This window comes from Bradyrhizobium sp. RDM12 (genome assembly GCF_051917485.1).
Classification (GTDB): Bacteria; Pseudomonadota; Alphaproteobacteria; order Rhizobiales; family Xanthobacteraceae; genus Bradyrhizobium.
Genome location: NZ_CM133064.1, coordinates 1,775,920 through 1,802,507, shown reverse-complemented (window position 1 = coordinate 1,802,507; position 26,588 = coordinate 1,775,920). Strand labels below are relative to the sequence as shown.

24 protein-coding genes and 6 pseudogenes are annotated in these 26,588 nt (G+C 63.1%); 17 read left to right on the top strand and 13 right to left on the bottom strand.

The features are described from left to right. Positions 1-41 precede the first annotated feature (41 nt). Both ACTGJ9_RS08575 and ACTGJ9_RS08570 read right to left on the bottom strand, forming a co-directional pair. The gene (locus tag ACTGJ9_RS08575) at positions 42-770 is read right to left on the bottom strand and encodes a glutathione S-transferase family protein (RefSeq protein ID WP_456676705.1); all 729 of its coding nucleotides are present in this window, start codon (positions 768-770) and stop codon (positions 42-44) included. 38 nt (positions 771-808) lie between these two features. After that, positions 809-1,084, bottom strand: coding sequence for a hypothetical protein (locus ACTGJ9_RS08570; protein WP_456676704.1), 276 nt, complete (start codon positions 1,082-1,084; stop codon positions 809-811). A 112-nt stretch (positions 1,085-1,196) separates the two neighbouring features. On the opposite strand from ACTGJ9_RS08570, the gene ACTGJ9_RS08565 reads away from it, so the two are divergent. Both ACTGJ9_RS08565 and ACTGJ9_RS08560 read left to right on the top strand, forming a co-directional pair. Next, a complete protein-coding gene (locus ACTGJ9_RS08565) occupies positions 1,197-1,895 on the top strand; it encodes a helix-turn-helix transcriptional regulator (RefSeq protein ID WP_212327527.1) in 699 nt (232 codons plus the stop codon). 18 nt (positions 1,896-1,913) lie between these two features. Next, positions 1,914-2,228 (top strand): YkgJ family cysteine cluster protein, encoded by a 315-nt coding sequence (locus ACTGJ9_RS08560; RefSeq protein WP_456678473.1) that lies wholly within the window; start codon positions 1,914-1,916, stop codon positions 2,226-2,228. On the opposite strand, the gene ACTGJ9_RS08555 is transcribed toward ACTGJ9_RS08560, so the two are convergent. The 3 genes from ACTGJ9_RS08555 to ACTGJ9_RS08545 form a co-directional block, all read right to left on the bottom strand. Beyond that, complete coding sequence (locus tag ACTGJ9_RS08555; protein ID WP_456676703.1) at positions 2,225-2,623, bottom strand: hypothetical protein; 399 nt, start codon at positions 2,621-2,623, stop codon at positions 2,225-2,227. The two genes, ACTGJ9_RS08560 and ACTGJ9_RS08555, sit on opposite strands and share 4 nt — an antisense overlap. A 131-nt stretch (positions 2,624-2,754) precedes the next feature. Next, on the bottom strand, positions 2,755-3,102 hold the full coding sequence (locus ACTGJ9_RS08550; RefSeq protein ID WP_456676702.1) for a DUF3307 domain-containing protein: 348 nt from the start codon (positions 3,100-3,102) through the stop codon (positions 2,755-2,757). A 120-nt stretch (positions 3,103-3,222) separates the two neighbouring features. Beyond that, positions 3,223-3,480 (bottom strand): hypothetical protein, encoded by a 258-nt coding sequence (locus tag ACTGJ9_RS08545; RefSeq protein ID WP_456676701.1) that lies wholly within the window; start codon positions 3,478-3,480, stop codon positions 3,223-3,225. Positions 3,481-3,508: 28 nt separating this feature from the next. On the opposite strand from ACTGJ9_RS08545, the pseudogene ACTGJ9_RS08540 reads away from it, so the two are divergent. The 4 genes and pseudogenes from ACTGJ9_RS08540 (at position 3,509) to ACTGJ9_RS08525 (ending at position 7,365) form a co-directional block, all read left to right on the top strand. After that, positions 3,509-4,956, top strand: a pseudogene (locus ACTGJ9_RS08540) (TAXI family TRAP transporter solute-binding subunit). 123 nt (positions 4,957-5,079) lie between these two features. Beyond that, positions 5,080-5,297, top strand: a pseudogene (locus tag ACTGJ9_RS08535) (hypothetical protein). Positions 5,298-5,457: 160 nt separating this feature from the next. Further along, positions 5,458-6,567, top strand: coding sequence for a cyclic nucleotide-gated ion channel (locus tag ACTGJ9_RS08530; protein ID WP_456676700.1), 1,110 nt, complete (start codon positions 5,458-5,460; stop codon positions 6,565-6,567). 12 nt (positions 6,568-6,579) lie between these two features. After that, a complete protein-coding gene (locus ACTGJ9_RS08525; protein ID WP_456676699.1) occupies positions 6,580-7,365 on the top strand; it encodes an enoyl-CoA hydratase/isomerase family protein in 786 nt (261 codons plus the stop codon). Here ACTGJ9_RS08525 and ACTGJ9_RS08520 read toward each other — a convergent pair. Beyond that, a pseudogene (locus ACTGJ9_RS08520) lies at positions 7,366-7,787 on the bottom strand (DUF6157 family protein). A 28-nt stretch (positions 7,788-7,815) separates the two neighbouring features. Further along, positions 7,816-8,461, bottom strand: a pseudogene (locus ACTGJ9_RS08515) (glutathione S-transferase family protein). Positions 8,462-8,547: 86 nt separating this feature from the next. On the opposite strand from ACTGJ9_RS08515, the gene ACTGJ9_RS08510 reads away from it, so the two are divergent. Continuing rightward, the gene (locus ACTGJ9_RS08510) at positions 8,548-9,528 is read left to right on the top strand and encodes a helix-turn-helix transcriptional regulator (RefSeq protein WP_456676698.1); all 981 of its coding nucleotides are present in this window, start codon (positions 8,548-8,550) and stop codon (positions 9,526-9,528) included. A gap of 137 nt (positions 9,529-9,665) precedes the next feature. Beyond that, complete coding sequence (locus ACTGJ9_RS08505) at positions 9,666-9,902, top strand: hypothetical protein (protein WP_456676697.1); 237 nt, start codon at positions 9,666-9,668, stop codon at positions 9,900-9,902. Between the two features lie 57 nt (positions 9,903-9,959). On the opposite strand, the gene ACTGJ9_RS08500 is transcribed toward ACTGJ9_RS08505, so the two are convergent. The 3 genes from ACTGJ9_RS08500 to ACTGJ9_RS08490 form a co-directional block, all read right to left on the bottom strand. Beyond that, positions 9,960-10,907 (bottom strand): fatty acid desaturase, encoded by a 948-nt coding sequence (locus ACTGJ9_RS08500; protein ID WP_456676696.1) that lies wholly within the window; start codon positions 10,905-10,907, stop codon positions 9,960-9,962. Next, positions 10,904-11,941 (bottom strand): alpha/beta fold hydrolase, encoded by a 1,038-nt coding sequence (locus tag ACTGJ9_RS08495; RefSeq protein ID WP_456676695.1) that lies wholly within the window; start codon positions 11,939-11,941, stop codon positions 10,904-10,906. The genes ACTGJ9_RS08500 and ACTGJ9_RS08495 overlap by 4 nt, the downstream gene beginning before the upstream one ends. 150 nt (positions 11,942-12,091) lie before the next feature. Next, positions 12,092-12,895 (bottom strand): MBL fold metallo-hydrolase, encoded by an 804-nt coding sequence (locus tag ACTGJ9_RS08490; protein ID WP_456676694.1) that lies wholly within the window; start codon positions 12,893-12,895, stop codon positions 12,092-12,094. Between the two features lie 173 nt (positions 12,896-13,068). Here ACTGJ9_RS08490 and ACTGJ9_RS08485 point away from each other — a divergent pair, with 173 nt between their 5' ends. Next, a complete protein-coding gene (locus tag ACTGJ9_RS08485; RefSeq protein ID WP_456676693.1) occupies positions 13,069-14,268 on the top strand; it encodes an MFS transporter in 1,200 nt (399 codons plus the stop codon). 99 nt (positions 14,269-14,367) lie between these two features. Here the strand turns inward: ACTGJ9_RS08485 and ACTGJ9_RS08480 are convergent, their stop codons facing one another. Further along, on the bottom strand, positions 14,368-15,981 hold the full coding sequence (locus ACTGJ9_RS08480; RefSeq protein ID WP_456676692.1) for an acyl-CoA synthetase: 1,614 nt from the start codon (positions 15,979-15,981) through the stop codon (positions 14,368-14,370). Between the two features lie 133 nt (positions 15,982-16,114). Here ACTGJ9_RS08480 and ACTGJ9_RS08475 point away from each other — a divergent pair. From ACTGJ9_RS08475 to ACTGJ9_RS08445, 7 genes and pseudogenes are all read left to right on the top strand, one after another. Then, a pseudogene (locus tag ACTGJ9_RS08475) lies at positions 16,115-16,322 on the top strand (ABC transporter substrate-binding protein); the annotation flags it as partial. Positions 16,323-16,933: 611 nt separating this feature from the next. Then, on the top strand, positions 16,934-17,905 hold the full coding sequence (locus ACTGJ9_RS08470) for an ABC transporter permease (protein WP_456676691.1): 972 nt from the start codon (positions 16,934-16,936) through the stop codon (positions 17,903-17,905). Positions 17,906-17,945: 40 nt separating this feature from the next. Next, positions 17,946-18,962, top strand: coding sequence for a sugar ABC transporter substrate-binding protein (locus tag ACTGJ9_RS08465; RefSeq protein ID WP_456676690.1), 1,017 nt, complete (start codon positions 17,946-17,948; stop codon positions 18,960-18,962). 79 nt (positions 18,963-19,041) lie between these two features. Next, a complete protein-coding gene (locus ACTGJ9_RS08460; RefSeq protein WP_456676689.1) occupies positions 19,042-21,165 on the top strand; it encodes an ABC transporter permease in 2,124 nt (707 codons plus the stop codon). Beyond that, the gene (locus tag ACTGJ9_RS08455; protein WP_456676688.1) at positions 21,162-21,365 is read left to right on the top strand and encodes a hypothetical protein; all 204 of its coding nucleotides are present in this window, start codon (positions 21,162-21,164) and stop codon (positions 21,363-21,365) included. The genes ACTGJ9_RS08460 and ACTGJ9_RS08455 overlap by 4 nt, the downstream gene beginning before the upstream one ends. Before the next feature lie 20 nt (positions 21,366-21,385). Next, complete coding sequence (locus ACTGJ9_RS08450) at positions 21,386-22,258, top strand: hypothetical protein (protein ID WP_456676687.1); 873 nt, start codon at positions 21,386-21,388, stop codon at positions 22,256-22,258. Then, a complete protein-coding gene (locus ACTGJ9_RS08445; RefSeq protein ID WP_456676686.1) occupies positions 22,255-23,751 on the top strand; it encodes a sugar ABC transporter ATP-binding protein in 1,497 nt (498 codons plus the stop codon). The genes ACTGJ9_RS08450 and ACTGJ9_RS08445 overlap by 4 nt, the downstream gene beginning before the upstream one ends. Before the next feature lie 9 nt (positions 23,752-23,760). Here the strand turns inward: ACTGJ9_RS08445 and ACTGJ9_RS08440 are convergent. Then, positions 23,761-24,253: pseudogene (locus tag ACTGJ9_RS08440) on the bottom strand (DUF2059 domain-containing protein). A gap of 41 nt (positions 24,254-24,294) precedes the next feature. Next, positions 24,295-25,515: an OpgC domain-containing protein gene (locus ACTGJ9_RS08435; protein ID WP_456676685.1), complete on the bottom strand. Its 1,221-nt coding sequence runs from the start codon at positions 25,513-25,515 to the stop codon at positions 24,295-24,297. A gap of 388 nt (positions 25,516-25,903) precedes the next feature. Between ACTGJ9_RS08435 and ACTGJ9_RS08430 the strand changes: the two genes are divergently transcribed. Beyond that, positions 25,904-26,575 (top strand): response regulator transcription factor, encoded by a 672-nt coding sequence (locus ACTGJ9_RS08430; RefSeq protein WP_456676684.1) that lies wholly within the window; start codon positions 25,904-25,906, stop codon positions 26,573-26,575. Positions 26,576-26,588: the final 13 nt, after the last annotated feature.

The window sequence follows — 26,588 nt, the reverse complement described above, 5'->3', positions numbered from 1 at the left end:
ATGGGCCGGCTCTTTTCTTTTACGCTAGTTGCGCCATTGCATCAGGCGGCCTGTCGCAGCGGCGTCCAGGCGAACTCCGGATAATAGGTGTCCATCATCCGGTCGACATAGGCGGTGAGGTTCGGAAATCCTTCCGCACGCTCGCGCAGACGGGATTCGAAGAACGGTGTGAGAATCCCGGCGAGCGCGCCGAACGCGGTCGCATCGACGCCGCTCGGCTTGTTGCCCATCAGATAGGATTTGTCGCCGAGTTGCACCGACAGTGCAAACAACGAGCGGACCGCGAGCTCGACATCGTCATCGGGGGCGTGACGACCGAGGCCGGAGAGCAGGTAATTCTCGGCGACGCGGAATTGCGCGTCCTCGCGCAGCTTCTCGCGACTGTGCTCGGGCGCCCCGTCGAAGAAATGCGCAGGGCCCTTGGCGAAATTGGCAGCATCGACCCAGCGCGCGCCGACCAGCGCCCAATAGACGTGGTGCTCGATCATGCGCTCGAACGCCCAGGCCTGGGCGCGTTCGTGCAAGGAAAGGCCGGCATCGAAGTCGAAGCCATAGCGGCGCTCGATATGGGCGCGGATGAAGCTGGAATCGGCCACCGCCTCGCCGCCGTCGTCGATGAAGGGCAGCTGACCCTTCGGGGAAGCCGGCGGCATCGCCCGCTCCTTCCGGTAGGGCAGTCCGGCTATCTTGAGCTGCACCTCCGTCTTAGTGACGAAAGGGCTGATTTCCGGCAGGCCGAAGCCGGTGCCAAAGCCGTAAAGCGTGATCATTGGAGCTCTCCTGAACCTACCGAAAGAGTTGACGGAACCTAGTGCCGGGCTGCTGCCACCATGGTGGCAGCAGCCGTGATATCTTCTGCGAAACGGGCGCCCCGCCAGGCGCGGCCCATCACATGGCGGACCAGCGCGTCCGCGGCCTGAATCAGCGAGCGTGTCAGCATGGTCACGAGCGCGACCCGGAGATCGACGATGGTGAGATCGACAAATGTGAGGCGGCTGAAGGCCCAGGCCTGCAGCCAAGCATGCAACGAGACTTGGCTCCGCCACAGGGGTCCGGCCGGACCGAGGTGGGTTGGGATGATCATGGACAAATCCTCTTCAGTCGATGTGTTGACCCGGTATAGAACTCCCCTGCTGCCAACATCCTGTCAGCAGCCACGCGCCGTTTTCTGATCCGCCCCCGATGAGAGAATTGTCATGAGACGTGCCGACCGGCTGTTTCAGATCATCCAGGTACTGAGGCGCACCCGTAAGCCGCTGACGGCGGACGCGATTGCGGCCGAGCTCGAGACCTCGAAGCGAACGATCTATCGCGACATCGCAACGCTGATGGGCCAGCGCGTGCCGATCCGTGGCGAAGCCGGCATGGGCTACATTCTCGAGAAGGGTTTTGACCTGCCACCCTTGATGCTGACCCCCGACGAGATCGAGGCGGCAGTGTTGGGCGCGCAATGGGTCGCGGGCCATGCCGATTCCACGCTGGCGCGTGCGGCTGAAGATCTGATGGCGAAGATCGCCGACACCGTGCCTGAGCGCCTGCGTCCATTCGTGCTGGAGCCCGCGAGCCGCGCGCGGCCGAGCTGGAACAGGGAGCCGGACCGCCTCGACATGGCACGCACGCGCGCCCAGATTCACGAGGGCAAGAAGATCATGCTGCGTTATCGCGACGAGCAAGGCCGCCCCAGCGAGCGCATGATCTGGCCGATCTCGGTCGGCTATCTCGAAGCCGTGCGCCTGCTCGCGGCCTGGTGCGAGCTGCGCAGCGACTTTCGCAGCTTCCGCACCGACCGCGTGGTAGATGCGACCTATCTCGACGAAAGATATCCGGAGCGGCGCGACGTGCTGCGCGCGAAATGGCGGCAGAGCCTGGTCTGGGGCCCGCCCAAGGATACCTGACAAGGACACATGACGCTGATGGAAGAGACCGATCTGTCGAGCTGTTGCCAGAGCTGCGGCGCCTGCTGCGGCTATTCGCAGAACTGGCCGCGCTTCTCAATCGAGAGCGACGAGGAGCTTGCGTTGATCCCGCAGACGCTCGTCGACGAGCGGCAATCCGGCATGCGTTGCGAAGGCGATCGCTGTTCAGCGTTGCAGGGCGAGATCGGCAAGGCGACCGCGTGCGGCATCTATGCGGTGCGGCCGGAGGTGTGCCGCACCTGCATGCCGGGCGACGCCGAATGCGCGATGGCACGGCGGAAGTTCGGACTGCCTGTGATCGAGACCGCTTAAGCCGGGACGGCTTCGCTGATCTCGTCGTCGAGCTCGTCGTCCAGCGGTGCGAGCACCGAGAGCGGCTTGGTCGACAGCGTGATCGGCTTGCGGCCACCCGACAGCGACGGGGACGCTTTGGCCGAGCGCTCGCGCGACAGCGCATAGAGCGTCGAGCCGACACGGCCGCCGTTCTCGATCAGATCGCGCTCGCTGCAGCTGGCTGCGATCGCGACGGCCAGCGAATGAAGATGGCTGCGGCGATAGCAGAACAGCGCCAGCCTGGCGCGCGCGTCAGGGGAAACACTCTCAACCAGCCTCGGCAGGCCACTCTCGCTGGCGCGGTACATCTCGCCAAGGAGCTCGTCGCGAACCGGGCAGAAATCGCTTTCATAAGCGTCGCGGCTTGAAAACATTGCAGTTCTCCCTCGTGTGGGGAAGATGCAGCGCAATTCTCTAATGAAAGGTTAACCACCCGGGGCGGTAGTCACCCGGAGTGCTTGCGCGTCGGCCGCGAATCAATCGGGCGGAACGGCAGTGCCAGCAGTCAGTTGGCCGCCATGAAGATGGAGAGGCCGGAACCGGTCAGATGGTGCAGTGCCTGGTCGACGCCGATCAGGGTCCAGAACCAGGGGTGCTCCTGGTTGACGCCGAAATTGGCCGAGACCAGTCCCTTGGCGCGGTCGATCGTGATATGAATGACGAAGTCGATCAGCGCCACGAACCAGAATTTCGGCGCCACGATCAGGATCAGCGGCAGCGCAACCGCAAGATGAATCAGGCAATGCACCAGAAGCGGCAAAGCCCAGCCGTGCTTCTGGTCCTTGCCTTGCGCCATCCAGGCGGTCTGCAGCACGAAATCGGCGATGATGTGCTTGAAGGTAAGGAGCAACATCCAACCAATGAGCGCTTCGACCGGAACCGCCGATGACAGAGGTGGAAACGACAAAGCTGACGCCCTCGTTGACTCGAAAAGAAAAAATGGAGCGTTCAGCGCAGCTTCTTCTTGGACCCGTCAGAACATCGCGACTGCTGATTTATGACATCTCCCGCGGCGGAATGCAGCCGGGGGAACTGGAAAATCGCCGACTGTGGCTAAACGGTGATAGCTTGACCAAACGACGCGGATCGGTCGGGTAAGGTTACCTTCGGCGCGGAATTTGCATTCTTTCGCTGGAGCGCTATCATGCTCAGGTAGAGCGGATTGTCGTTCTTTTTTCAGACGCTTAGGAATTTCCAGCGTGCCGCCGGCAATGGCCGTGCCGCCCGCCATGCCAGGAATTAAGGGCCAGAGTCCTGCCATGAGTGCTGAAGGCCCAACCTCGTCAACCGAGCTGCCGCCGCCACGGCGTCCCAAGGTCATCAAGACCAATCAGCAGCAGGTGCTGCTGTATGTGGTGCTGACCCTGCTGCTGTCGCTTGCCACCGTCTGGGCCGGGCGCACCTGGTGGCACAATTCGGAGACGCTGACCTTTGCCGTCGGCGCTCCCAACAGCGACGAAGCACTGTTCGCGACCAAGCTCGCCACACTGCTGAAGAACAACGCCTCGCGTTTCCGGATCAAGATCGTCAACAGTGCCGACAGCGCCAAGGCGCTCGCGCAGTTCGATCGCAGGCAAGCCGATCTTGCCGTCCTGCGCACGGATGCCAAGGTGCCGCTGCGGGCGCGCACGCTCGCGATCCTTGAGCACGATCTCGTGCTCCTGCTCGGTCCCGGCAGCAAGAAGATCAAATCACTCGCCGAGCTCAAGAAGAAGAAGGTCGCCATTCTCGCCGAGAACGATTCGTCCCTCGCCTTTGTCCGCAGCATCCTCGACATTCCCGCCGATAGTCCCGACGCCGCGAAGATCCAGATGGCGCCCCAGGGTGCGACGCTGGACAAGCTGTTCGCGCCAACCAGCGGCTTCAGCGCGGTGATTGCTGTCGTCCACGCCTCCAAGGCCGTGCGTGACAAGGCTTACGAGCAGACCGCCAAGCGCGGCGGCTTCACGCTCAATGCCATCGACGAAGCCAAGGCGCTGGCGCGTAAATTCCCCGGCATTTCCGACGAGACGCTGACAGCAGGCACGCTGTCCGCCTCGCCCGAGATTCCCGACGATGATCTCGACACGATCGGCCTCGAATGGCTGCTGGTCGCGCAGTCCAAGATGTCGCCGACCACCGCCGGCGACATCGCGCGCATCGTCTACGAGAACAAGTCCGCGCTCGGACTCGACAACGGCTTTGCCACCCATATCGAGCCGGCCTCCGTCGAGAAGGACGCCTACGTGATGGCGCATCAGGGCGCCGCCGATTACATCAACGACGACACCAAGTCGTTCATGGATAAGTACAGCGACATGATGTATCTGGGCGCCGCCGCGCTCAGCGTTATTGGCTCGATCTTCGCTGCGATCTACGCCAAGATCACCCGCGTCGCGCCTGAGAAGGCCAGCGAGCTCTCTACCGCGATCCTCGACATTGGCGAACGCATCGAGCACGCCCATTCGCTGGATCAGATCGAATGCCTGCAGGACGAGCTCGAGTGCATCTTGCGCGGCGCAATAATCGGCTTGCGCGACGGCACGATCAGTACCGACGGGCTCGATACGTTCAAGCTCGGCTACGAATTTGTCCGCGACGAGATCGGGATGCGCCGGGACTACCTGAAGCGCCATGCCAGCGAGCTCGATAAGATCGCCGCCCCCGCCGCGCTCCCCCGCCCGAAGAAAGCAATGTCGTGGTCGTGAAGACAGCTCAGAGCGCCTGACCTATCGATCGATCCTGGATGGACAGGGCACTCATCTCCTTTTGGCGAATCGCTGCCTGCAGGGGCCATGGAACCGTTTCCCCACCGCAACCGTTGGTTTCCGGCACAACGGAGAACGCAGCCATGCGTCTACTCCTTCTCATCATCTTGCTGGGAATGCTGGTTGCGGTTGGTTACTTCGCCTACTCGGCCATGTCGGTCGGAGGCGATCCGATCCCGACCGAGGGTTATGTGGCGCTGGCGCTGGGAGCGGGGTTCTCCTGATCGTCGGCATCGGCCTCATGATGCTGCTGTTCCTGAGCAGCCGGCGTGGCTACGACGAGCCTCCCCATTTCAAATAGCCGGCAGGCTTCCCAGCCATTGGACGAGGCATCCGCGCCCTGATCGGGGCGGATGGTGCGGCTGCCCGACCCGTCGTTGACGGCTCCGGTGCGGGCGGGCACTTTGGCGCCGGGGTCCCGGCGCGGGGCCGCCAGCACCAAGATCGAGCCGCCGTTCCGCATGTCCAAGCCGATGTTTCCCGCTCTGGCCCAGTTCGTGGCCGCGACCGCCGGCCGCAACATGACCAGGGCGGCCTATGTGGCCGTGACCGTCGGCGTGGTCAGCATGGTGCTGCTGACGCTCGATCCGGCCTATGAAACGGCCCACCGTTGGGTCGATTTCCTGCTGTGGGCCTGTCTGGTCTATTTCGTGTTCGAATGGCTGGTCCGGCTGCGTCACATGGCGAGGCAGGGGCGGTTGGGCCTCTACATGTCCTCATCCGCCGGACTGGTCGATGCCCTGGGGGCGCTGGCCGTGCCGGTCGCACTGGTCCTGGGCGCCGAGCCCAAGACGGCCTGGCTGCTGAGCGTGCTCTGGGTCTTGAAGGTGGTTCCGGGCATTCCCGGTCTGCGCCAGCTCCGCCGCGTGCTGGTGCTGGAATCGGGGCCGCTGATCAGCGTGCTCGTGATCTTCCTGATGGTGGTCTTCCTGGCCTCCGTCGCCGAATATTTCCTGGAGCGGGACGTGCAGCCACAGACGTTCGGCAGTGTCCCTGCCGCGCTGTGGTGGGCGGTGGTCACGCTGACCACGACGGGCTATGGCGATGCCGTGCCGGTCACGCCGCTCGGCCGCATGGTCGCAGCGCTGGTGATGATCTCCGGCCTCGGCGTGTTCGGCCTCTGGACCGGTATTCTGGCGACCGGGTTCGCGGCGGAAACGCGGCGTGACAACTTCCTCAAGACCTGGGAATCCGTCAGCAAGGTGCCGTTCTTCGCAGCATTGGGTCCGGCGGCCATTGCGGACGTCACCCACATGCTGCGCACCATGGAGCTGCCGGCGCGCACCATGATCATCCGCAAGGGCACCCAGGGCGACTGCATGTATTTCATCGCGGCCGGCGCGGTCGAGGTCGACCTCCCCGGCAAGAAGGTCCAACTCGGCGAAGGTGCCTTCTTCGGTGAGATGGCACTGCTCGGCAACAACATGCGCGGCGCCAATGTCTCGACCACGAAAGTGTCGCGGCTGCTGGTGCTCGATCTCGTCGACTTCCGCGTGCTGATGGCACGGCACCCGGATCTTGCCGAGACTATCGACGCCGAAGCGAAGCGCCGCACGCTCGAAAACAAATAAATGGAGACAACAATGTCGGACACAGCCGACGCGGCCAGTGGCCCCGTGCTCGAAATCGGCGGTGCGCGCGCCACCATTCGCTTGAACCGGCCGAAGCATCTCAACCGGCTGCAGGCGGAGGATCTCGGCGAACTGATCAAACTGTTCGATCGGATCGAGGCCGATACCGACATCCGCGTGCTGGTGTTGACCGGCACCGGACGCGCCTTCTCAGCCGGCTATGACCTCAATTCGGTCGCCGAGCGGGCAGCGAGCGCCAACGAGCAGCAGAGTGTGGGCTCGGCCTTCGAAGTCGTCGTCAACCGGCTGGAAGATCTCGGCGTGCCGACGATCTGCCGGCTCAATGGCGGCGTCTATGGCGGCTCGACCGATCTCGCGCTGGCCTGCGATTTCCGTATCGGTGTCGACACCGCCGAGATGTTCATGCCGGCGGCGCGGCTCGGGCTGCACTATTACAGGAGCGGCATCAAACGCTACGTGACGCGGCTCGGCATCGACAACGCCAAGAAGCTGTTTCTCACGGCGCAGAAGATCAGTGCGCCGGAGATGCTGCGGATCGGCTATCTCACCGCCATGGTGCCGGTGGAGACACTCGACGAGGAAGTCGACAAGCTCGCCAGTATTCTCGCCGGCAATGCTCCGAACGCGATGCGCGGCATGAAGCGCGCAATCAACGAATTCGCCCGCGGCGAGCTGAATGAGCAAGCTGCCGACCAGCGCCACCGCGACAGTATGCGCGGCGAGGAGATCAAGGAAGGCATCAAGGCATTCGCGGAGAAGCGACCGCCGCGGTTTTGATCACGCCCGCCTGGTCCGCATCGCGCGGACCTGCTTGAGCTGCGGGTCTCGCGCCAATGCCTGGTAGCGTTTGCTGTCGACGGCGTAGATCGCGATGCGGCCCTCACTATCGGCATGAACGCCCCAGCCAAAGCGCTTGCCGAGGCCGGACGCGCGCATGCAGGCCTGTCCTTTGAGAAGAACACCTCGCGGGCGAGGCTCCGCTCCTTCTTCGTCACTTTTTCATTGAGCTCCCGACCGGCCGCAGACGTCACGAAAATCACGTCGTCGGACGTGTACCTGTAAGGCTCCTTCGCGATCATTGCGTACTGCAGGCCCGCCGCGGTCGGCTTTCCCGCGCGAAGCGGCGGTTCCTCGCCGGTACGCGCGGGACAATCTTCCGCTACCTGGATGAAGGTGTTGAAGCAATTGGTCGTATGCATCGGCTTCGTCATCTGCACTCCAGATCGTTCATCCGCCTAGCGCCGCGGCATGCTGCGCCGCCATCTGATCATCGGCCGCATTGACACGCTGGAACGCAGGGCGCGCGGTGATGCGCTCGCTATAGCGGACGAACACGTCCTTCTTCGGCACGATGCCGAACATCATGGTCCAGCTGAACGCGACGCCCCAGAGTATATCGGCGGCGGTCATCCGTTCGCCGAACAGATACGGCCCTTTCGACAACTGCGTCTCGAGCGCACCCAGCATGGTGTCGTAGTCGGCGTAGGGTGACTGCGTGATCGGCGCAGGCTCGCGCTGCATGAACTTGTCGATCAGTGCGGGCTCGAAGGAGGAGCCGTAATAAGCGGTCCAGCGCAAATAGGGACCGCGCAGCGGATCGTTGAGCGCGGGCGCAAGGCCGGCCTGCGGAAACAGGTCGGCGAGATAAATGTAGATGGCGACCTGCTCGGTCACCAGCGCCTCGCCATGCCGGATCGCCGGAACCTTGCCCAGCGGATTAATCCCGAGATAGGGAGGCCTCCGCTGCTCGCCGGCCTTCATGTTGAGGACGTGAAGGTCATAGGGCGCCCCGAGTTCCTCCAACAACACCCCGCGTGCCGGTGGCGCGGCTCTGCGGCGAATAATACAGCGTGATGCGGTTCGGATCGGTCATGGCGGATCTCCTCGGGCCGGCTTGCGATGGCTGCATCAGTAGCCGACCATGCCTGACATCCTGTGTCAGGTATGGTTTAAAGCATCATGCGCGCGAGCCGGATGTTGTCGATCCTCACCACCCTTCAGGCCAAGGGGCAGGTCACTGCGCCCGAACTTGCAGAGGCCTGCGAGGTTTCGGTGCGCACGATCTATCGCGACATCGACGCGCTCGCGGCATCCGGCGTCCCGGTCTATGCCGACCGCGGTGCGGAGGGTGGCTACCGCCTGCTCGATGGCTATCGCGTGCGCCTCAACGGACTCTCGCAGAGCGAAGCGGGCGCCCTGTTCCTGACGGGATTGCCGGGCCCGGCCGCGGCGCTGGGGCTGGATGCCGCGATGATCGCCGCCCGTAACAAGCTGATGGCGGCGCTACCCGCAAACCTGCGCGAAGACGCCGGCCGGATGCAGGAGCGTTTCCATCTGGATGCGCCGGGCTGGTTCGGCGAGGCGGAGGAGCCAAAGCATCTGCGCGCGATTGCCGGCGCGGCGCTACGCGGGACACTCATCAAAATCCGCTATCAGAGCTGGCGCGCCGAGAAGCAGCGCCGTGTCGCCCCGCTCGGCCTCGTGCTGAAGGGCGGCAGCTGGTATCTCGCCGGCCAGGTCGAGGACAGCGTGCGCACTTATCGGATCGCGCGCGTGCTCGACTGCACGGCACTCGACGACCGCTTCGATCGTCCCGCCGATTTCGATCTCGCCGCCTATTGGCAGGACGCGACGCTGCGGCTCGAGGCCGAGATGCACCCGAACATCGCGCTCGTGCGGCTCTCACCATTGGGCGTAAAACTGCTCGATGCGTTGCGCCAGCCTTACGTCAAGGCGCGCACGCAGATCGAAGAAGCGACTGATGCCGACGGCTGGCGCATCGCAAGGGTGCCGACCGGAAAGACATCATGGCATGCCGCAGCCGAATTGCTGCGGCTCGGGCCCGAGGTCGAGGTGTTGGAGCCTACCGATCTCCGGGGGAAGATGGCTGAGATGACGCAGGCAATGGCCGCGCGCTATCGCGTGGCGCGGAAAGCCTGACGGCGGCGCATCTCGCCGCAAGCGACGAAGCAATCCTGAAACACGATTCTCGCCTTACCGCGTGAACGCATCCGCGTGTCGCCTCGACCGAGAAGCAGGGACACAACAACGGCCTCGCGCCATACTGGAGAATGAAAATGTTTCGTAAGCTTACACTTGGTCTGATCGCCGCCGGTTCGCTCGGCGCTGCTGCCCTCGCGCCCACCGTCGCGTCGGCCCACGGCTTCCACCACTGGGGTCCCGGCTGGGGCTTCGGTTATGGCGGTCTCTACGTCAACACCGGCGTCAGCAATTGCTACCAGGAGCGCGCCGTCCAGACCCGCCACGGCATGCGCGTTCGCGTGGTGAATGTCTGCGCCTACGGGATCTACTGATTTCGTGCTTTCACGACAAAGCTCCGGTCGCGCTCCGGCCGGAGTTTTGCGTTGAGCTTAAGCGCTCTTCCGATGCCGGCGAAACCAGGCCCAGGTCTCGCGCGTCGTTCGGATATAGCCGCGTCCGCGATAGACGATTTCACCATCGACGATTCCGTTCAGCTTCGGCAGCGCGTGAAACGGGATTGAGGGATAGGCGTGGTGCTCGACGTGGTAGGGCATGTTCCACGCAACCCATTTGACGATGACGCCGGTGTAGGTGGTGCGGGTGTTCTGGAACGCGCTGCGGGTACGGTCGCAACCGGTGTGCTCGGCATAGAGATAGGGTCGCAGGAAGAATTGCCCGATGACCAGCGGCACGATCCAGACCCACAGAAGCAGCGCTGACGAGAACCACAGCGACCATGCGAGCAGCAACGCGTAGAACGCAACATAGGCACGCGCCTCAGCCACGATGGTGCCGCGCTTGTTCTCGGGAATCCAGGGCACGACCACCTTGCCCGGGATGGCATGGCCGAGCATCAGCCGGAGACGGCCGGCAACCTGGAGCAATCCGCTATAGGCGATCGCGAGTTGCGTATCGGAGGTCGGCTTGACGCCGACGATCAGTTCCGGGTCCTTCTCCGGATCCTGGGTGTAGCGATGGTGGTCCCAGTGGAACAGGCAGTAATATTCGTATGGCAATCCGATGATGAAGGCCGAGAGATAGCCAACCGCGAGGTTGAGGCCACGACTCCTGAACGCGGTCTTGTGCGCAGTCTCGTGCACCGCCATGAACAGGAAGGCGATGAGATAGCCCTGCGCCGCCATCAGCGGCAGCGCCCAGCGCACGCCATAGCGCGAGGTGATCATCCAGATCAGCGCGCCGACCATGGCGATCATGCCGTAGTGACCGAGGCTCTGCGCCGCGCCTCTCAGGTTGGAGCGCGCCGACAATTCGCGCAGCATGGCGGGGCTCAGCGGCTTCAGGCGATGGCCGGGCTCTGAAACGGTCGCGTCAGTCATGATCGGATGCCTGCATTATTTGCTGAGAGCGCTGCGACTTCTGCCTTGAGGAAGGCCTGGTCGCGCGGATTGTTGACGGGGTTGCCGGCGCGATGGCCGTGCAGCGAGGGAATCGGATGCAGCACGGCTGATTTCGCGTTGACCAGCCTGCCAAGCTCATCCTCGTTGTCGCGGACGTCGAAATAACGATCGGTCGCGCCCGGCATCAACAGCATGTGCGCCTTGATCGCCCTCAGCGCCCGATCGAAATCGCCGTCGAACGCCACGCAGCGGCTGACATCGCCGCGCTGCCAGATGCCGACCTGCGCCAGCAGATCATTGGCGTCGCGCCGGGCAAACGCCGCGTCCCAGGTGCGGACGAGATAATCTTCCAACGAGGTGAAACCGGCTTCACGCCACAGCTCGTCACGATAAAACCCGTGCGACATCGCGCAGCCGGCATAGACGCGGCCCATAGCGCGGTAGCCGATGGTAGGGTTTTCGACGAAGCGCCCATCACGGAACGCGGGATCACCGCTCAGCGCGGCCTTCACGGCTTCGAGAAACACATGATTGTAAGGCGCACAGCGCGCGCTGCCGCAGACGACCGCGGCGCGCTCGACCATGTCGGGATGGAGCGCCGCCCAGTGATAGGCCTGCATGCCACCCATCGACCAGCCATAGACCAGCGCCAACCTTGTGATGCCGAAGCGTTCGTTGAGCAGGCGGCGCTGAATGGCGACGGCGTCGTGATAGGTGAGCTCCGGAAACGGTACATCGCCGGAGTTTGACGGCGATGACGACAGGCCGTTGCCGAACAGGTTGGGACTGACAATGAAATAGCGGGTGGGATCGAGCACGCCGTCGGGCCTGATCAGCCATTCGGTGTCGAAGTGCTGCGCGCTGAACGAGGTCGGATACAAGATGACGTTGTCTTTGGCCGGGCTCAGCGTGCCATAGGTCTCGTAAGCGAGCTTCAGCGCAGGGAAGATCGCACCGGATTGAAGCGCGACCTCGCCGGCTTCAAAGATTTTGTGGCCGGGCTGCCCGGTCATGCGTCCAACTCCCGCTCGCGCGGCCGCAAAACGCGCCCGCCGCAGCCACGATGCATCGAACGCGCCGGACCAGCAAACGCATCGTTGCGTCGCACTTAATAACTGTACCAATAGTACAGTTACTTGAAGAAGGCAATGAGATTCCGACCGTCAGGCGATCGCCGCGATGTATCGCTCCACCGACGCCGCGAAGGCCGCCTTGGCGGCGGAGGCGATGTTCCGGCCCCACCAGGCGCCGTAGATGCGGTCGAAGGCGAGCGGCTCGACCGCAGCTGCAATCCGCCGTACCGCGGCGGTGTTGAGCGGCATGTAGTTCGGATAGGAGTACATGAAGCTGAGAAAGCGACGGTTCATCGTCACCTGCGCGACATCGCCGGTCAGCAGCGCACCCTTGCCGTCCGCGCCGCGCGCGTGGTGCAGCATAGTGGCGCCTGCGAAATGACCGCCGGTGCGAAGCAGCAGCAAATCATCGGAGATGCGACGATGATCGCCGCTCCAGTGCACGATCGACGAATGCGGGCGCGTCACCCATTGGCGGTCGTCGGCATGCAGATAGACCGGCACACCACCAAATGCCTCGCTCCAGTCAGCGAGCGCGCCATAGTAATGCGGATGCGAGATCGAGATTGCTGTCAGACCGCCGAGCGATTTGACATGCGCGATCGCCTCTGAGGTTGCCAGCGGAATGCAATCCCACATTATGCATCCCCGGCCATCGGGGACCAGCAGCGCGCGCTGGCCGATGGCAAAGCTCGGCTCGAGCGCCAGGCCGGTGAGGCCGAGATCGTCTCGCCAGACGACGCGGTGGCGTCCTGCCAATGTCTCGGGCGTGAGGAAGGTTTGGCCCTTCCAGTTCACGAATTGCCGTTCGTCCTCGCAGATCCGGCAGGATGGAGGTGGCTTTCCGCTGTCCGGGAATTGAGCGCCGCAGGTTTCGCAGGTCCAGAGAGGCATGGCCGTGATCCTGAAAAGGGAGCGGGTGGCCCTTACGTGACATCGCAATCGAACGACCGCAAGTGGGGAGGAACCAACGCTGGCGGCACAGGTTACGTTTATGTCCGCACCGGCACGATTGGCCGGTCCTGCACGGGGACCCTCCCGATCGGCAGCATCACGTCAGCGTCTCGATGACATCGCGCCCTTCCTCACCCCGTCTCTGGCCCCTCTACGCCGTCAACTTTTTCATGGCCGACATGCAGTCGGGCATCGGGCCGTTCGTGGGGGTGTTCCTGCAAGAGCGCGGCTGGGCAACCGGGCTGATCGGCACGGCGCTGACGATCGGCAATGTCGCGGGCATGCTGGTCACGACCCCGATCGGCGGCTTCATCGATTCCAGCCGCAACAAGCGGCTGTGGGTCGTCATCCCCGGTATCTGTGTGGTGCTGGCTTCCGCGATCATCCTCATCTCCCAGAATTTCTGGGCGGTAACGTTGTCGCAGGTGGCGCAATCGCTGGCGAGCGCTGCGATCGTCCCGGCGGTCACCGGCATCACGCTCGGCATCGCCAAGCAAAAGGGTTTCAATGCGCTGAACGGACGCAATCAGGCCTTCAACCATGCGGGCAACATGGTCGGCGCGGCGCTCTCGGGATATCTCGGATACAAATTCGGCTACGTCTCGGTGTTCGTGCTGGCCGCCGTCTTTGGGGCCGTCGCCGTCGCTTGCGTCTTGATGATTCCGGCCAAGGCCATCGATGACCGCCAGGCTCGCGGCAGTAAGGAAGACGAGAGCAAGAACCCGCCGGCAGGTCTCTCCGTTCTGTGGAAGCACAAGCCGCTGCTGGTGCTGGCGCTGGCATTGGCCATCTTCCATCTCGGCAACGCCGCCATCGTGCCGCTCTATGGCCTTGCTGCGGTGAGCGCGGGCCAGGCCAACGGTCCAAGCTTCGTCGCGACCATCGTCGTCATTGCGCAGGGCGTGATGATCGTGACGTCCCTGGTCGGCATGCAAGTCGCGGGGAAACGCAACTACTGGCCGGTGATCCTGGTCTCATTCATGTTCCTGCCGATCCGCGGCGTTCTCGCGTTCTTCGTCACGGGATGGTGGGGCGTCGTGCCGATGCAGGTGCTCGACGGCATCGGCACCGGACTGCAGACAGTCGCCGTACCCGGCATGGTCGCGCGCTCGCTCGACGGCACCGGCCGCATCAATCTCGGCCAGGGCGCCGTCATCACGGTGCAGGGCATTGGCGCAAGCCTCAGCCCAGCGCTCGGCGGCTGGATCGCGCAATGGATCGGCTACGGTCCGACCTTCCTGCTGCTCGGTGGCTTCGGCCTCGCCTCGATGGCGCTGTGGCTGGCGTTCGGCGCCCACGTGAAGAAGTATTGAGGCGAACAGGCTTCAAGGAAACTCCGCAAAGATATTGCCGAAGTGCCCGCCGTGCTGCAGTCCGCGCGACCTGCCAGGGCTTCATGACGGCGGCCAGCCTCAGGTGGCAAAATTCCTCTGGACCGCCTTGTCGAAGGTATCAGCCCCGACGAAGCGCTGGCGGAGCTCGCGCTTGAGCAGCTTGCCGCTCGGATTTTTGGGCAAGCTGTCGACGAAGATCACGCGCTTCGGCACCTTGAAATGCGCCATCTGGCCGGCGCAATGCCGGATGACGGCATCTTCATCCAGCGTCTCGCCGGTCTTGACCACGACGATCGCAGTCACAGCCTCGATCCAGCGCGGATCGGGCAGGCCCACCACGGCGACCTCGGAGACTTCAGGAATGCGATAGACCATCTCCTCGACCTCGCGGCTGGCGACATTCTCGCCGCCGGTCTTGATCATGTCCTTGACGCGATCGACCACGGTGATGTGGCCTTCGGCGTCAACGGTGGCGAGATCGCCGGAGTGAAACCAGCCGCCGGTAAACGCCGCCGCGGTCTTCACGGGGTCGTTGTAATACCCGGAGAGCAGGTGCGGCGAGCGGTGAACGATCTCGCCGACCTCGCCAACCTTCACGTCTTCCATTGCGAGGTTGACCACGCGCGTCTCGACATTGAGCACGGGCTTGCCGGCCGAGCCGGCCTTGCGCAGCTGATCCTCCGGCCGCAACACGGTCGCGAGCGGCGCGATCTCGGTCTGGCCGTAGAAGTTCCAGAATTTTACGGCGGGCAGCCGACGCTGAAGCTCGAGCAATACCTCCACCGGCATGATCGAAGCGCCGTAATAGCCCTTCTGCAGCGTCGAAAGATCGGTCTTGTCGAGATTCGGCGAGCGCAGCATGGCGATCCAGATCGTCGGCGGCGCAAAGAACGAGGTGATGCTGTGCGCCTGGATCAACGCCAGAATGTTGTCCGCGGTCGGCTTGCCCGTGATCACGCCGGAGGCGCCGAGATAGATTTGCGGCCCCAGGAACACGTCGAGCTGCGCGCAATGATAGAGCGGCAGGGAGTGCAGGAATTTGTCGTCTACGCTCATGCCGCCGTCGATGATGCAGCTGACATACTGCCACATCACCGCTTCATGGCTCAGCATCGCACCCTTGGGCAGCGATTCCGTACCGCTGGTGTAGACAATCTGCGCGAGATCGCGGCTGTCGACGGATGCATCGAGGTACGAGGCGTCGGCATGAAGCAAATCGTCGAAGGTGGTGATGCCAGCAGGCGCTGTGGCGGGATCCTCACCCGGCAGCCAGATGATCTTTTCGACAGCGCAATCCTTCGCGCTCGCGGCACGCGCCGGCTCAACGAAATCGGGCCCGGTCGCGAGCAGCTTTGCGCCAGAGCTTTTCAGGATGAAATTGATCTCATCGGGATTGAGCATGAAGTTGATCGGCACCAGCACAGCACCGATACGCGCCACCGAGAAACGCAGCGCAGCGAACGCATGGGAATTGCGCGACAGCACGGCTAGACGGTCGCCCTTCTTCACGCCAAGATCAAGCAGGCCGCGGCCGAGCCGGTTGCAGATCGCATCCATCTCCGCGAAGCTCCAGCTGACGCTGCCGCAGCTCACGGCAAGCTTGGCCGGCTCGCGGCCCGCCGAGCGGCGCAGGAGGTCGCCGATGGAATGCTCGCGCGCTTTCGAGATGGTGGCTGTGATATCGCTCGACATTTCCGTCCCCCGGTGATTTTCAATGCGCACGAAGGCCGGCCTGGACATTGGTCCGGCCATCGTCCTTATGCATTCTCGAGTTTGCGCAAAGCGTAGTCGGCGCGATCTGTTGCGTCAAATCGGCCCGAGCCCTGGCGGGCAGATGTTCGGCAGCCCGTCGACATCGTCGCAGCCGACGTGCTCAACAAGCCCGACGTCGCCGCTACCATCGGCCGCAAATGGTGGAGGCCGCAGGCGTCGACATGATCATCGAGCTGCCGACCTCGGCTACTGCGCTTGCGACGATGGAATTGCCGAAATCGCGCAGCCAAAATGAACGCCCTTTGTGCATCGCACAAGCTCGCCCGGCGCCGAGATTTTAGGTGGCCGCCGCCTACACGCAAGACCGGTTTGCGCGGACAAGCAAAAGCTTTGCGCTCCGGAGCAAGCCGGGTCCGAGCGTTTGGCCTATGAAGAACAAAAATCGGTCAATGAGATAGGCAGGAACGTTCGCTTGCATCAGGACAGATCAGCTGCTGCACAACTCGCCGTGCCGCCTGGACGGCGGTGTCCGTGAGAGCACCCTCGTTGCTCACGACGTGCTTCACGCAGCCTGTCAAAACCGTCGCCGAAATCAGGGCGCTGGAAGGGCGGCCTCACGACTCGCTCATCCCTTCCCGCAATTTGCATGACTGCTTCGAAGCCCTCCCGGTTACCAAGCCTGCGCTTCGTGACCTCGCTGTGGGGAGAACGTCCGAACCGAGATCGATCGCATCTTCGGTCCGGACATCGCGGCAGACATTCTCGTCGACAAAGACGCCAGACTGAATACGCTGGTTCACTTCTCGATCGGCCCCAACGACCGGGACCGGGTGAGGGCGGAGAGCCCGAGGCCGCTCCCACAGACCTACCGCATAGACCCGACCGTCATAAGGACCCACAGAGGCCGACGTCGAAGAAAGGCAATACGGGGATGAAGCGCTTTCGGTTCAATCAGCAGGAGATCGTTTTCGCCGTCTTCGCGCTGCTGTTCCTCGTATTCTCGATCTTCCTGAACGGATTTCTGACCGCAGAGAACATGCTGACGCTGCTCCAGAACGTGGCAGTGCTCGGCATCCTCGGCCTCGCCATGGCGATCGTCGTGATCGGCCGCGGCATCGACATCTCGCTGATCGCGGCCCTCGCGGTGCCGCCTGGGCTCGTGCTTCAGATGGTGCAGAACGGCCATTCGCTGCCGTTCTCGTTGCTGATCGCGGTGCTGCTCACGATCGCGTTCGGCCTCGTCAACGGCTGGCTGATCGCCTATGCCGAGGTGCCCTCGCTGTTTGCGACGCTGGCAACGGGTCTGTTGCTCGCTGGGCTGGGACAAGCCGCGCTGTTCCAGCTCGACGTCGTGCAATGGAGTCCGGGCATGAACGGCTTCGAGCGGCTCGGACAGGGCACCGTTCTCGGCATTCCAACGTCGATCTGGATGTTCGCGATTGCCTGCATCGTGGTCGCATTCCTGCTGCGCCAGACCCGCTGGGGCGCTTATATTTATGCCATCGGAGATAACCCTTACGCTGCGCGCGTGACCGGCATCCCCTCCCGCCCGATCGTTGTCCTGCAGTATGTGATCACAGCCCTGATCGGCTGCTTTGCCGGCCTCGTGCTGGCGGCCTCCGTCAATTCGATGCCGACCCGCATCTTCAACTCGACGCTGATCTACGACGTGATTCTGGTCGTCGTGCTGGGCGGCATCGGGCTGTCAGGCGGGCGCGGCGGCGTGCTGAACGTCATCATCGGCACGCTGTTGATCGGCACCATGCTCAACGGGATGACCATCATGGATATCTCCTACGCCGGGCAAAATCTCATCAAGGGCGTGGTCCTGCTGCTCGCCGTCATCACGGACTCCTTCCTGAATCCGCGCAACGAAGAAACGGCCCAGCAGGGCGACATTTGAACGATCAACAGCAACGACAATGACAACCAAGGAGGAAGCAATGAAGACCTTTGGCAGCCTGACGAAGACAACACTCGCCGCGCTGGCTCTCGCGGCGCTGACCGGACCGGCTCTCGCCCAGCAGGGCCTGGACGAGCCATTCCAGAAGCCGTTCAAGGAAGCGCTCGCCGGCAAGACCGTGGCTTATGTCCCCGTGGCGATGAACTTCGACCTCACCGAGGGTTGGTACGCCGGCCTGAAGAAGGAGCTCGAGCCGTTCGGCGTGAAGTTCGTGATCCGCGACGCCAACTGGAACACCAATGCCGGCGCGCAGGCCGTCACCTCGCTTATCTCCGAGAAGCCGGCGGTGATGGTGGTGCATAATCCGGACGTGCAGACCTACGCAAAACTTCTGCAGCGCGCCGAGAATGAAGGCATCTACGTCATCCAGATCAATATGGGCTCGGCCTATCGGAGCTCTGCCTTCGTCGGCGCCAACTGGGTCGAGATCGGCGAACGCCAGACGGAAGGCGTGGTCAAGGCTTGCGAGGGCAAGTCGAACAAGATCGCGATCATCCAGGGCGCACTGTCGGCGGCCGCGAGCGCCTATACCCTCAAGGGCGTCGAGAACGTTCTTGCCAAGCATCCCGAGATCAAGGTGGTGTCGAGCCAGGCCGCGGACTGGGATGCCGCCAAGGCCAAAGCGATCACGCAAACGGTGCTGAAGCAGAACCCCGACCTCTGTGGCATCGTAGGCTTCTGGGACGGCATGGACATCGGCACCGCTGCCGCAGTCAAGGAAGCAGGTCTCACCGGAAAGGTGTTCCTCGCCACATCAGGCGGCGGCGAGCGCAAGGGCGCCTGCGAACTGGTGAAATCAGGCGCGTTCGATCTCGACATGAGCTACGACGTGCCGACGCAGGCTGCGCAGATGGCCGGCACGATCAAATGGCTGCTGTCGTCGGGCGCCAAGCCCGGCTCGATCAAGGGCTCGGAATACACCACGCTGATACGGATCACCAAGGAGAACGCCGACAGCCCGATGTCCTGCTGGAATCTCAGCGATCTCAAGAAATAGCTCGACGCTGACGCTCGAAGTCCCCGAGACCGTGCCTGTTTCGGGGACCTCGCTCCACCATTGTCCATGCACCGCTGGAATGCTGATGCGCGATACCCTGACGAGTCTGCGTTACCGCTACTGGCCGGATCATTTGCTCGGCGAAATTCTCTCCAAACGATGGACCGAGACAGCCATCCCGGTCATCCTTCTCCTGATCGTCGGGTTCGCGTTCAGCCGGTCCATCGACAACTTCCTGTCGCCGGCGAGCCTCGCCGACACGGCGCGCCAAGCCGGCGAAATCGGCTTCATCGCGCTCGGGCTTGCGCTGGTCGTCATCGTCGGCGGCATCGATCTTTCCGTCGGGTCGATCTTCGCATTGACGGATTTCTGCGCACTCTATCTGCTTGACGTCGCGGGCTGGCCGGTCCCTGCTGTGGTCGTCGCCACGTTGCTTTGTGGCGCGCTGCTCGGCGCCGTCAACGGCATTCTGGTCGGATATCTGCGGCTGCGCGCCTTCATCACCACGCTAATCACGCTCATCATCTACCGCTCGGCCTACGATCTCTTGATCCAGCGCTACTCGAACGCGATCGCCTCGGCCTTTCCCGACATCCCATCCTGGGATTTCATCGGTGCCGGTTCTGTCTTCGGCATTCCGACCGTGGCCCTGGTCTATATCGTCATCGCGATCTTCGGCCACATCTTCATGACCCGGTTGCGACCGGGCTGGCACATCACCGCGATCGGCGGCTCGCGCCGCTCGGCGTATAACTCCGGCATTCCCGTTCGCCGCACCATCGCGCTCTGCTACGTGGCAAGCGGTGTGCTGACCAGCATCGGCGCGCTGTTCTTCGCCTCCAGGCTCGGCACAGTCGGCGGCGACATCGGCGTCGGCCTGGAAGTGATCGTGCTGACCGCGACCGTGCTTGGCGGCATCACGCTCGGCGGCGGCAAGGGCTCGGTCGCAAAATCTGCGGTCGGGGTGCTGATCGTGCTCCTGATCACCAACGGTCTCACAACCATGAACGCGCGCGGCGGCGTCAATCGCATGGCTCTCGCCGGTATCCTGCTCGTCGCCGCCATGGTCGACATTCGCTGGCAGAAAAACCGGACCCGCATCATCAGCAAGGTCTATGTCGCGCCCACCTATCACGAGTTGCCGCCGCCCCCACCGACCGAGATCGGGCAAGGCGGGCCGTTCGAGCAGAACGACAAGCTGCGTGACGTCGAGGCGATCGGGCTTGGCCGGATCGAGGCGCCGGAAGACGTCATCCTCGATCGCCACGACAACCTCTATGCCGGCTCACGCCACGGCGACATCATGCGCTTCCTCGCGCCCGACTACGAAAAAATGGAGGTATTCGCCCATATCGGCGGCCAGCCGCTCGGCATGGCGTTCGACCGCGAGGACAATCTCTATGTCTGTATCGGCGGCATGGGGCTCTATCGCATCAAGCCCGACGGCACCGTGGAAAAGGCGACCGACGAGACCAACCGCAGCATGCGCTCGGTCAACGACGACAGCCGCCTGCGGCTCGCCGACGACCTCGATATCACCGATGACGGGCTGATTTTCTTCTCGGAAGCAACCGTACGTTACGAGATGGACGAGTGGCCGATCGACGGCCTGGAAGCGCGCGGCAACGGCCGCATCATCTCCTACGACACCAAGACCGGCACGACGCGCACCGAGTTGCGCGGACTCAAATTCCCCAACGGCATCTGCGTTGCCAGCGACGGCCAGTCGATCCTGTTCGCCGAGACGTTTGGCTGCTCGATCAAGCGCTATTGGTTCGCGGGCGCAAAGAAGGGCCAGGTCGAAGTCGTGATGGATAATCTGCCGGGCTACCCCGACAACATCAACCTCGCCTCCGACGGCAATTACTGGCTGGCGTTGGTCGGCATGCGCAGCCCCTCGCTCGACCTCGCCTGGAAGATGCCGGGCTTCCGCCGTCGTATGGCCAAGCGCGTGCCGGTCGACGAATGGCTATTCCCAAACATCAACACCGGCTGCGTGGTCAAGTTCAACGAGCAAGGCAAGATCGTCGAATCGTTCTGGGATCTGCACGGCGAGAACCATCCGATGATCACCTCGATGCGCGAGCATCGCGGCTATCTCTATCTGGGCGGCATCCTCAACAACCGGATCGGCCGCTACAAGCTCGACAATGCCGATCCGAACTTCGTCCAGTATGACAAGCGGTGGGGAAAGCAGTCGTGATCGGCGCCGTCAGAGACTTCGCCAACCGTTTTCTCGGGCGCGGCGACGCCACCATCACAGTGCCCTCTTTCGACGGCGCATTGAAGCCCAACCAAAAACTGGAATCGGCCGAGACCTTGCTGACGTGCGACGCACCGCAAGATCTCGCCACCGACGGAAGCAACCTCTTTATCGCCAACGGGCAGCGGCTGACTTCCTGAAAGGCGGCACGGCATCGGAGGTGCGCAGTTTCGAGCAGCCGATATCGGCGCTCTCTGCACTTCCCGGCGGCGGCCTTGCTGTCGCACTCGGGGGACGCGAGGTGCGTGTCTACGCAAGCCCCTCGGCCGAGCAGCCGAGCGTGACGTTCACCGACCCCGCGTTCAACGCCATCAATGCGCTGGCGCTCGCGGACGACAACACGCTCATTGCAACCGACGGCTCGACGACATGCGGCATCGACGATTGGGCACGTGACCTGCTGGAGCTCAATCGGACCGGCCGCGTGTTCAAGCTCGATCTCGGCAGCAAGGCCGTGACACGAGTGGCTCAGGGGTTCGGCTATGCCTTCGGCGCCTGCGCTCATGGCAACGCTATGCTGGTCAGCGAGAGCTGGCGTCATCGCCTCGTTCTCGTCTCGCCCGGTACATCGGCAAAGGTCGTGCTCGCTCACCTCCCCGTCTATCCGTCGCGGCTGTCGAAGGCCTCTGGCGGCGGCTACTGGCTCACTGCCTTTACCGCGCGGACACAGCTCGTCGAGTTCGTGTTGCGCGAGCCCGGCTATCGGCGTCGCATGATGGCGGAGATTGAAACGGCCTATTGGGTCGCGCCGCGCCTGCGTTCCGGGCGTTCGTTCAAGGAGCCGATGCAAGGCGCGCACATCAAGACCATGGGCGTGATCAAGCCGTGGGCGCCGCCGCGTTCCTATGGCCTCGTCATCCGTCTCGATGCGGACGGCCAGCCGCTCTATTCGCTGCATAGCAGGGTCGACGGCATCAATCACGGCGTCGTCGCGGCCGCCGAGATGGGCGACGATCTCGTCCTGATCGCCAAGGGGCCCGGCCGAGTCCTGCGATTGCCCCTTGCCGGTCTTGCCGAGGAGTTTCGTCCATGAGCGACATCGCACTCTCGCTGCGCAAGGCGACGAAGCTCTACGCCGGCGTGCCTGCCATCGATGGGGTCGACTTCGAGCTCCGCCGCGGCGAGATCCACGCGCTGGTCGGCGAGAACGGCGCGGGCAAGTCGACCCTCACCAAGGTGATGGCGGGCGTTGTGATGCTGACCTCGGGGACCATGACGGTCGACGGCGCCGATGTCGCGCCAAAGACGCCATTGGAGGCACGCAATCTCGGCATCGCCATGGTGTTCCAGGAGAACAGCCTGGTGCCGACCATGACGGTCGCGCAAAACCTTTTTCTCGGGCAAGAGAAGTTTTACAACCGCCTGCGCGGCATCTACATCGCCGCGCAGCAGTTTTTGCAGTCACTTAATTTCGACGTCACGCCGACCGCGACCGTCGGCGGCCTTGGCGCGGCCAAGAAGCAGATGGTCGAGATCGCGCGCGCGGTCCTGCACCGCGCCAAGGTCATCATCTTCGACGAGCCGACTGCGTCGCTGACGCCGGAGGAGAAGAAATACTTCTTCGATCTCGTGCGCGACCTCAAGAAGCGCGGCGTCTCGATCGTCTTCATCTCGCATGCGCTGGAAGAAGCGCTGCTACTGGCCGACCGCATCACCGTGCTGCGCGATGGCAAGCATGTCGTGACCGGCGATGCCGCCAAGTTCGACCGCGCGGCGATCGTGCAGGCCATGGTCGGCCGCGACCTCTCCAACACGCTCTATGGCGCACGCAAGAGCAGCGTGCGGCCGACCGGTGCGCGCGTGCTTACGGTGCAGAACCTGAAGATGGCGCCGATGGTGAAGAACAATTCGCTGTCGGTATTCGCGGGCCAGATCACCGGCGTTTTCGGCCTCGTCGGCGCGGGCCGCACCGAAACGTTCAAGATCGTCGCGGGCGTACTCAAGCGTGACTTCTTCCATGGAGGCGAAATCCTGCTGCACGATCAGCCGGCGCGCTACCGGGTGCCGGCGCCGGCGGTCAAGGCCGGCATCGCCTATGTCACCGAGGACCGCAAGGTCGAGGGTTTCTTCGAGACGTCCTCGATCGCGCGCAACATCTATCTCGGCCTGCTGTCGAAGTTTCCGCGGGGCCGCATGATGCTGTCGCGGCGAGAGGCGGATGCGGTCGGCAAGACCTGGATCGAGAAGCTTGGGGTTCGTGCCATCGGCGACGACGGCAAGGTGGTCGAGCTCTCCGGCGGAAATCAGCAAAAGGTCGTGATCGCAAAATCTCTGGTGCAGGAGCCAGATTTGATCATCTTCGACGAGCCGACCCGCGGCGTCGACGTCGGCGCCATCGTCGAGATCCACGAGCTGATCAACCGGCTCGCCGACGAGGGCAAGGCGGTCGTGGTCATCTCGTCCTATTTGCCCGAGATCATGGCGCTGTCCGACCGGATCCTGGTCTCGCGCCAGGGCAAGGTGGTGGAGGAATTCTCCGCGCTGGAGGCGACGGAGGAGAAGATCATGTACGCGGCTATTCACTAGAGGCAGCGGCTACGGCTTGTGCCCCTTCTGGCGCAGCGCCTCGGTGAGGCGCTGCTTCAGTTCGTCGACGGCCTTCTGGTTCGCGTCCTGGCCGATCTGCGCACTCGCTTGCGCCAGCGTATCCGATTTCTCCAAAAGCTTCCGGCCAGCCGGCTGGACATAGAACGCCTCGATCTGGCGCAGCTCTTCCACCGTGAAGCTGGCGGCGTAGAGCGCGGCGATCTGGTCGACCATGGCAGCGGCGAACGGTGCGTAGATGTCGGAGCCCGGCGCGATCATCGCATCATAATCGTGCTCGATCTCCGGCCTGTCCTGCGCGACCACGGGTCTCAGCTTAAGCATGAGCTGCGGGAGAGCCGCGCGATATTGATCCGTGATCTTCAGCGTGGTGACGAGTTTTCGCGCAGCATCCATCGCCTCGGGCGACGGCGCCTGTGCCCGCCGACGCGTTGCAGGTGAGGAGCAGAAGGGCGCCGGCAACCGTCAACGAGAGCCTCGACATGGATATCTCCTGAAAAGTCGCCCGCGCGATGCGATGGGCCCTCAACGGCTCACGGGAGCTGCGGCGATGACCTTTACCAGTGCGCCTTCGGCGGCGGGCTCCGGCTCGTCGTCGACATCGGTCACCTTGACGAAGAGGCTGGGCACCCGCTCGGCGCGGTCGAGCAGCCACGCCGCCCCGACCATGATGGCGAATCCGGCGAAGGAGACGGCGAGTTGCTCCCAGACGCCCCTTGTGTATTGCATCAGGATCCAATGCGCCGAGAACGACAGGAACACGCTGAGGCAAAAGATCGGGAGCGAATGCTGGCCGCACAGGATGACCGGGCGCAGCCATTTCAGGTGTAACGCCTTCCAGTGGCGCGGGATGAAATAGGTCACCCAGATCCCGAGCGCCAGGAAATGCGTGAAGCGCAGCATGTCGAGGTCGGTCTTGTCGATCGGGTAGATCGCCTTGATCATCCATTTCGGGATCAGGGCCTCGAGCGCGTGAATGTGCCAGGTCATCACGATCAGGAGGGCGAACGCAATCCATGCCGCCGCCAGGCCCATCACCGGCTTCGACCAGACCCATTTGGCGATCTTCTCGACCTGGCCAATGCCACACCATGCGGCGACGACGAACATCAGCTGCCAGCAGAACGGATTGAAATACCAGGTCGTGCCGGGCGGATAGGACGCGACATTCCAGTCGAACCAGCGCGACAGCACATAGAGCACCGCGGACGCCGCGAGCGTCAGGTTCGGCCGGCGCACCAGGCACCACACGATGAAGGGCGCGGCGATCACCAGCGTGATGTAGAGCGGCAGCACGTCGAGATTGACTGGCTTGTAACGCAGTGTGAGCGCCTGGCCGATCAGGATGTCCGGATGGTCGAGGAAACTGTGAACGTTGAACTCGTCCGCATACATCGGGTTGTCGAATCTCCTGATCGTGCGGGCGATCTGGGCCGTGAACAGCAGGAACAGCATGATGTGGGCGACATACATTTCCGCCGCCCGCCGCCATAGCCGCTTCAGCGCGGCGATGAACCAGCCGCCGGCGACGATCGGCCCGTAAATCCAGCCGACCAGATAGCCGGAGATGAAGACGAAGAACTCGGCGGCGTCGCTGAAGCCGTAATTGCGCAAGGTCAGCCAGGCCACGACGTCGTGCGGGATGTGATCGAGGAAGATCATCCACAGGCCGATGCCGCGGAAGAGGTCGAGCCGCAAGTCGCGCTCAACCGGCGCCAAGAGTGCTGCCTGGTCCCGTACGATCATGGCCCCGCCTCGTCCGGTGGGCGTCGCGCCGTCGCGGCGCCGATGAATTCGAGTGCTAAAAAGGATCAATCAAATCGTCACCTGACCCGGCGACTAGAACCCGACGGTAGCCGACCTTGGCGCCCGCGCAAGAACTTTGTCATCTGGACGCGCGGCCCCCTGCCACAAAAGTTACGCGGTCACTCGAACGTCTAGTGCACCGTAACTCCAAGGCGGCCGGAAACTAGGGGGCGGCGAACGATCGAGGAAGTTGCCCTCCTCCATGCCTTTGGACCGAAATAGTTCCGGTCTACTAAGGAGTTAGTAGGCCGGAACCAGTTTAGCCTCGTAACGTTATCTCCGCACATTCCAATTCTTGCCTGTCATTGATCAACACAGGGGGCCAGTCATGGACCAGGTGGCGAAGGATTTTGCGCGAGATGATGAAGAGTTGAAGCCAATCGCTTCTGCTCTCGCGGATGGTGCCATTCTCGTAGATGCCTCAGGGCAAATCGTCTGGATCGACGACAATTTGCGTCGTCGCCTTAACGGTGGCCTTCAGAATCTTGAGTTGCCTATACGCAGGTCCGAGCGCCCGGTGCTGGATTGCTTTATTACGACCGCCGACGTCATGATCGACAACGAGCGGCGTCCGGTCTGTGTCGTTCAACAGACCAGCGATCAAAAAGAGCCGTGGCAGTTCGTCGCCGCGATCGAAGCCATCATGGCCGATAGCTCCTGGCTCACCCGGATGATCGTCGAGAAATTCAGCGCTCTACGCCACGGCACGCGGTCGCCCCCGCGATCGTCCGAGGTTGATAGTTTAACAGGTCGCGAACGCGAAGTGCTGTGGCTTATTTGCGAAGGACGAAGCGATTCCGAGATGAGCGAGATGCTCCATCTTTCCCAGAACACGGTTCGCAACCATATTGCGTCCCTGTACCGCAAAATCGGCGTAAACCGCCGTAGTGCGGCTATTATCTGGGCGCGCGAGCGGGCGGTCACGAGTGACGACGCGTTGAGGCCGCGACGCTCGCCGAGACGCCCGGGCCAAATGCCGCGGGGTGACGGCCTCTACTAGTAGGGTTGGTATT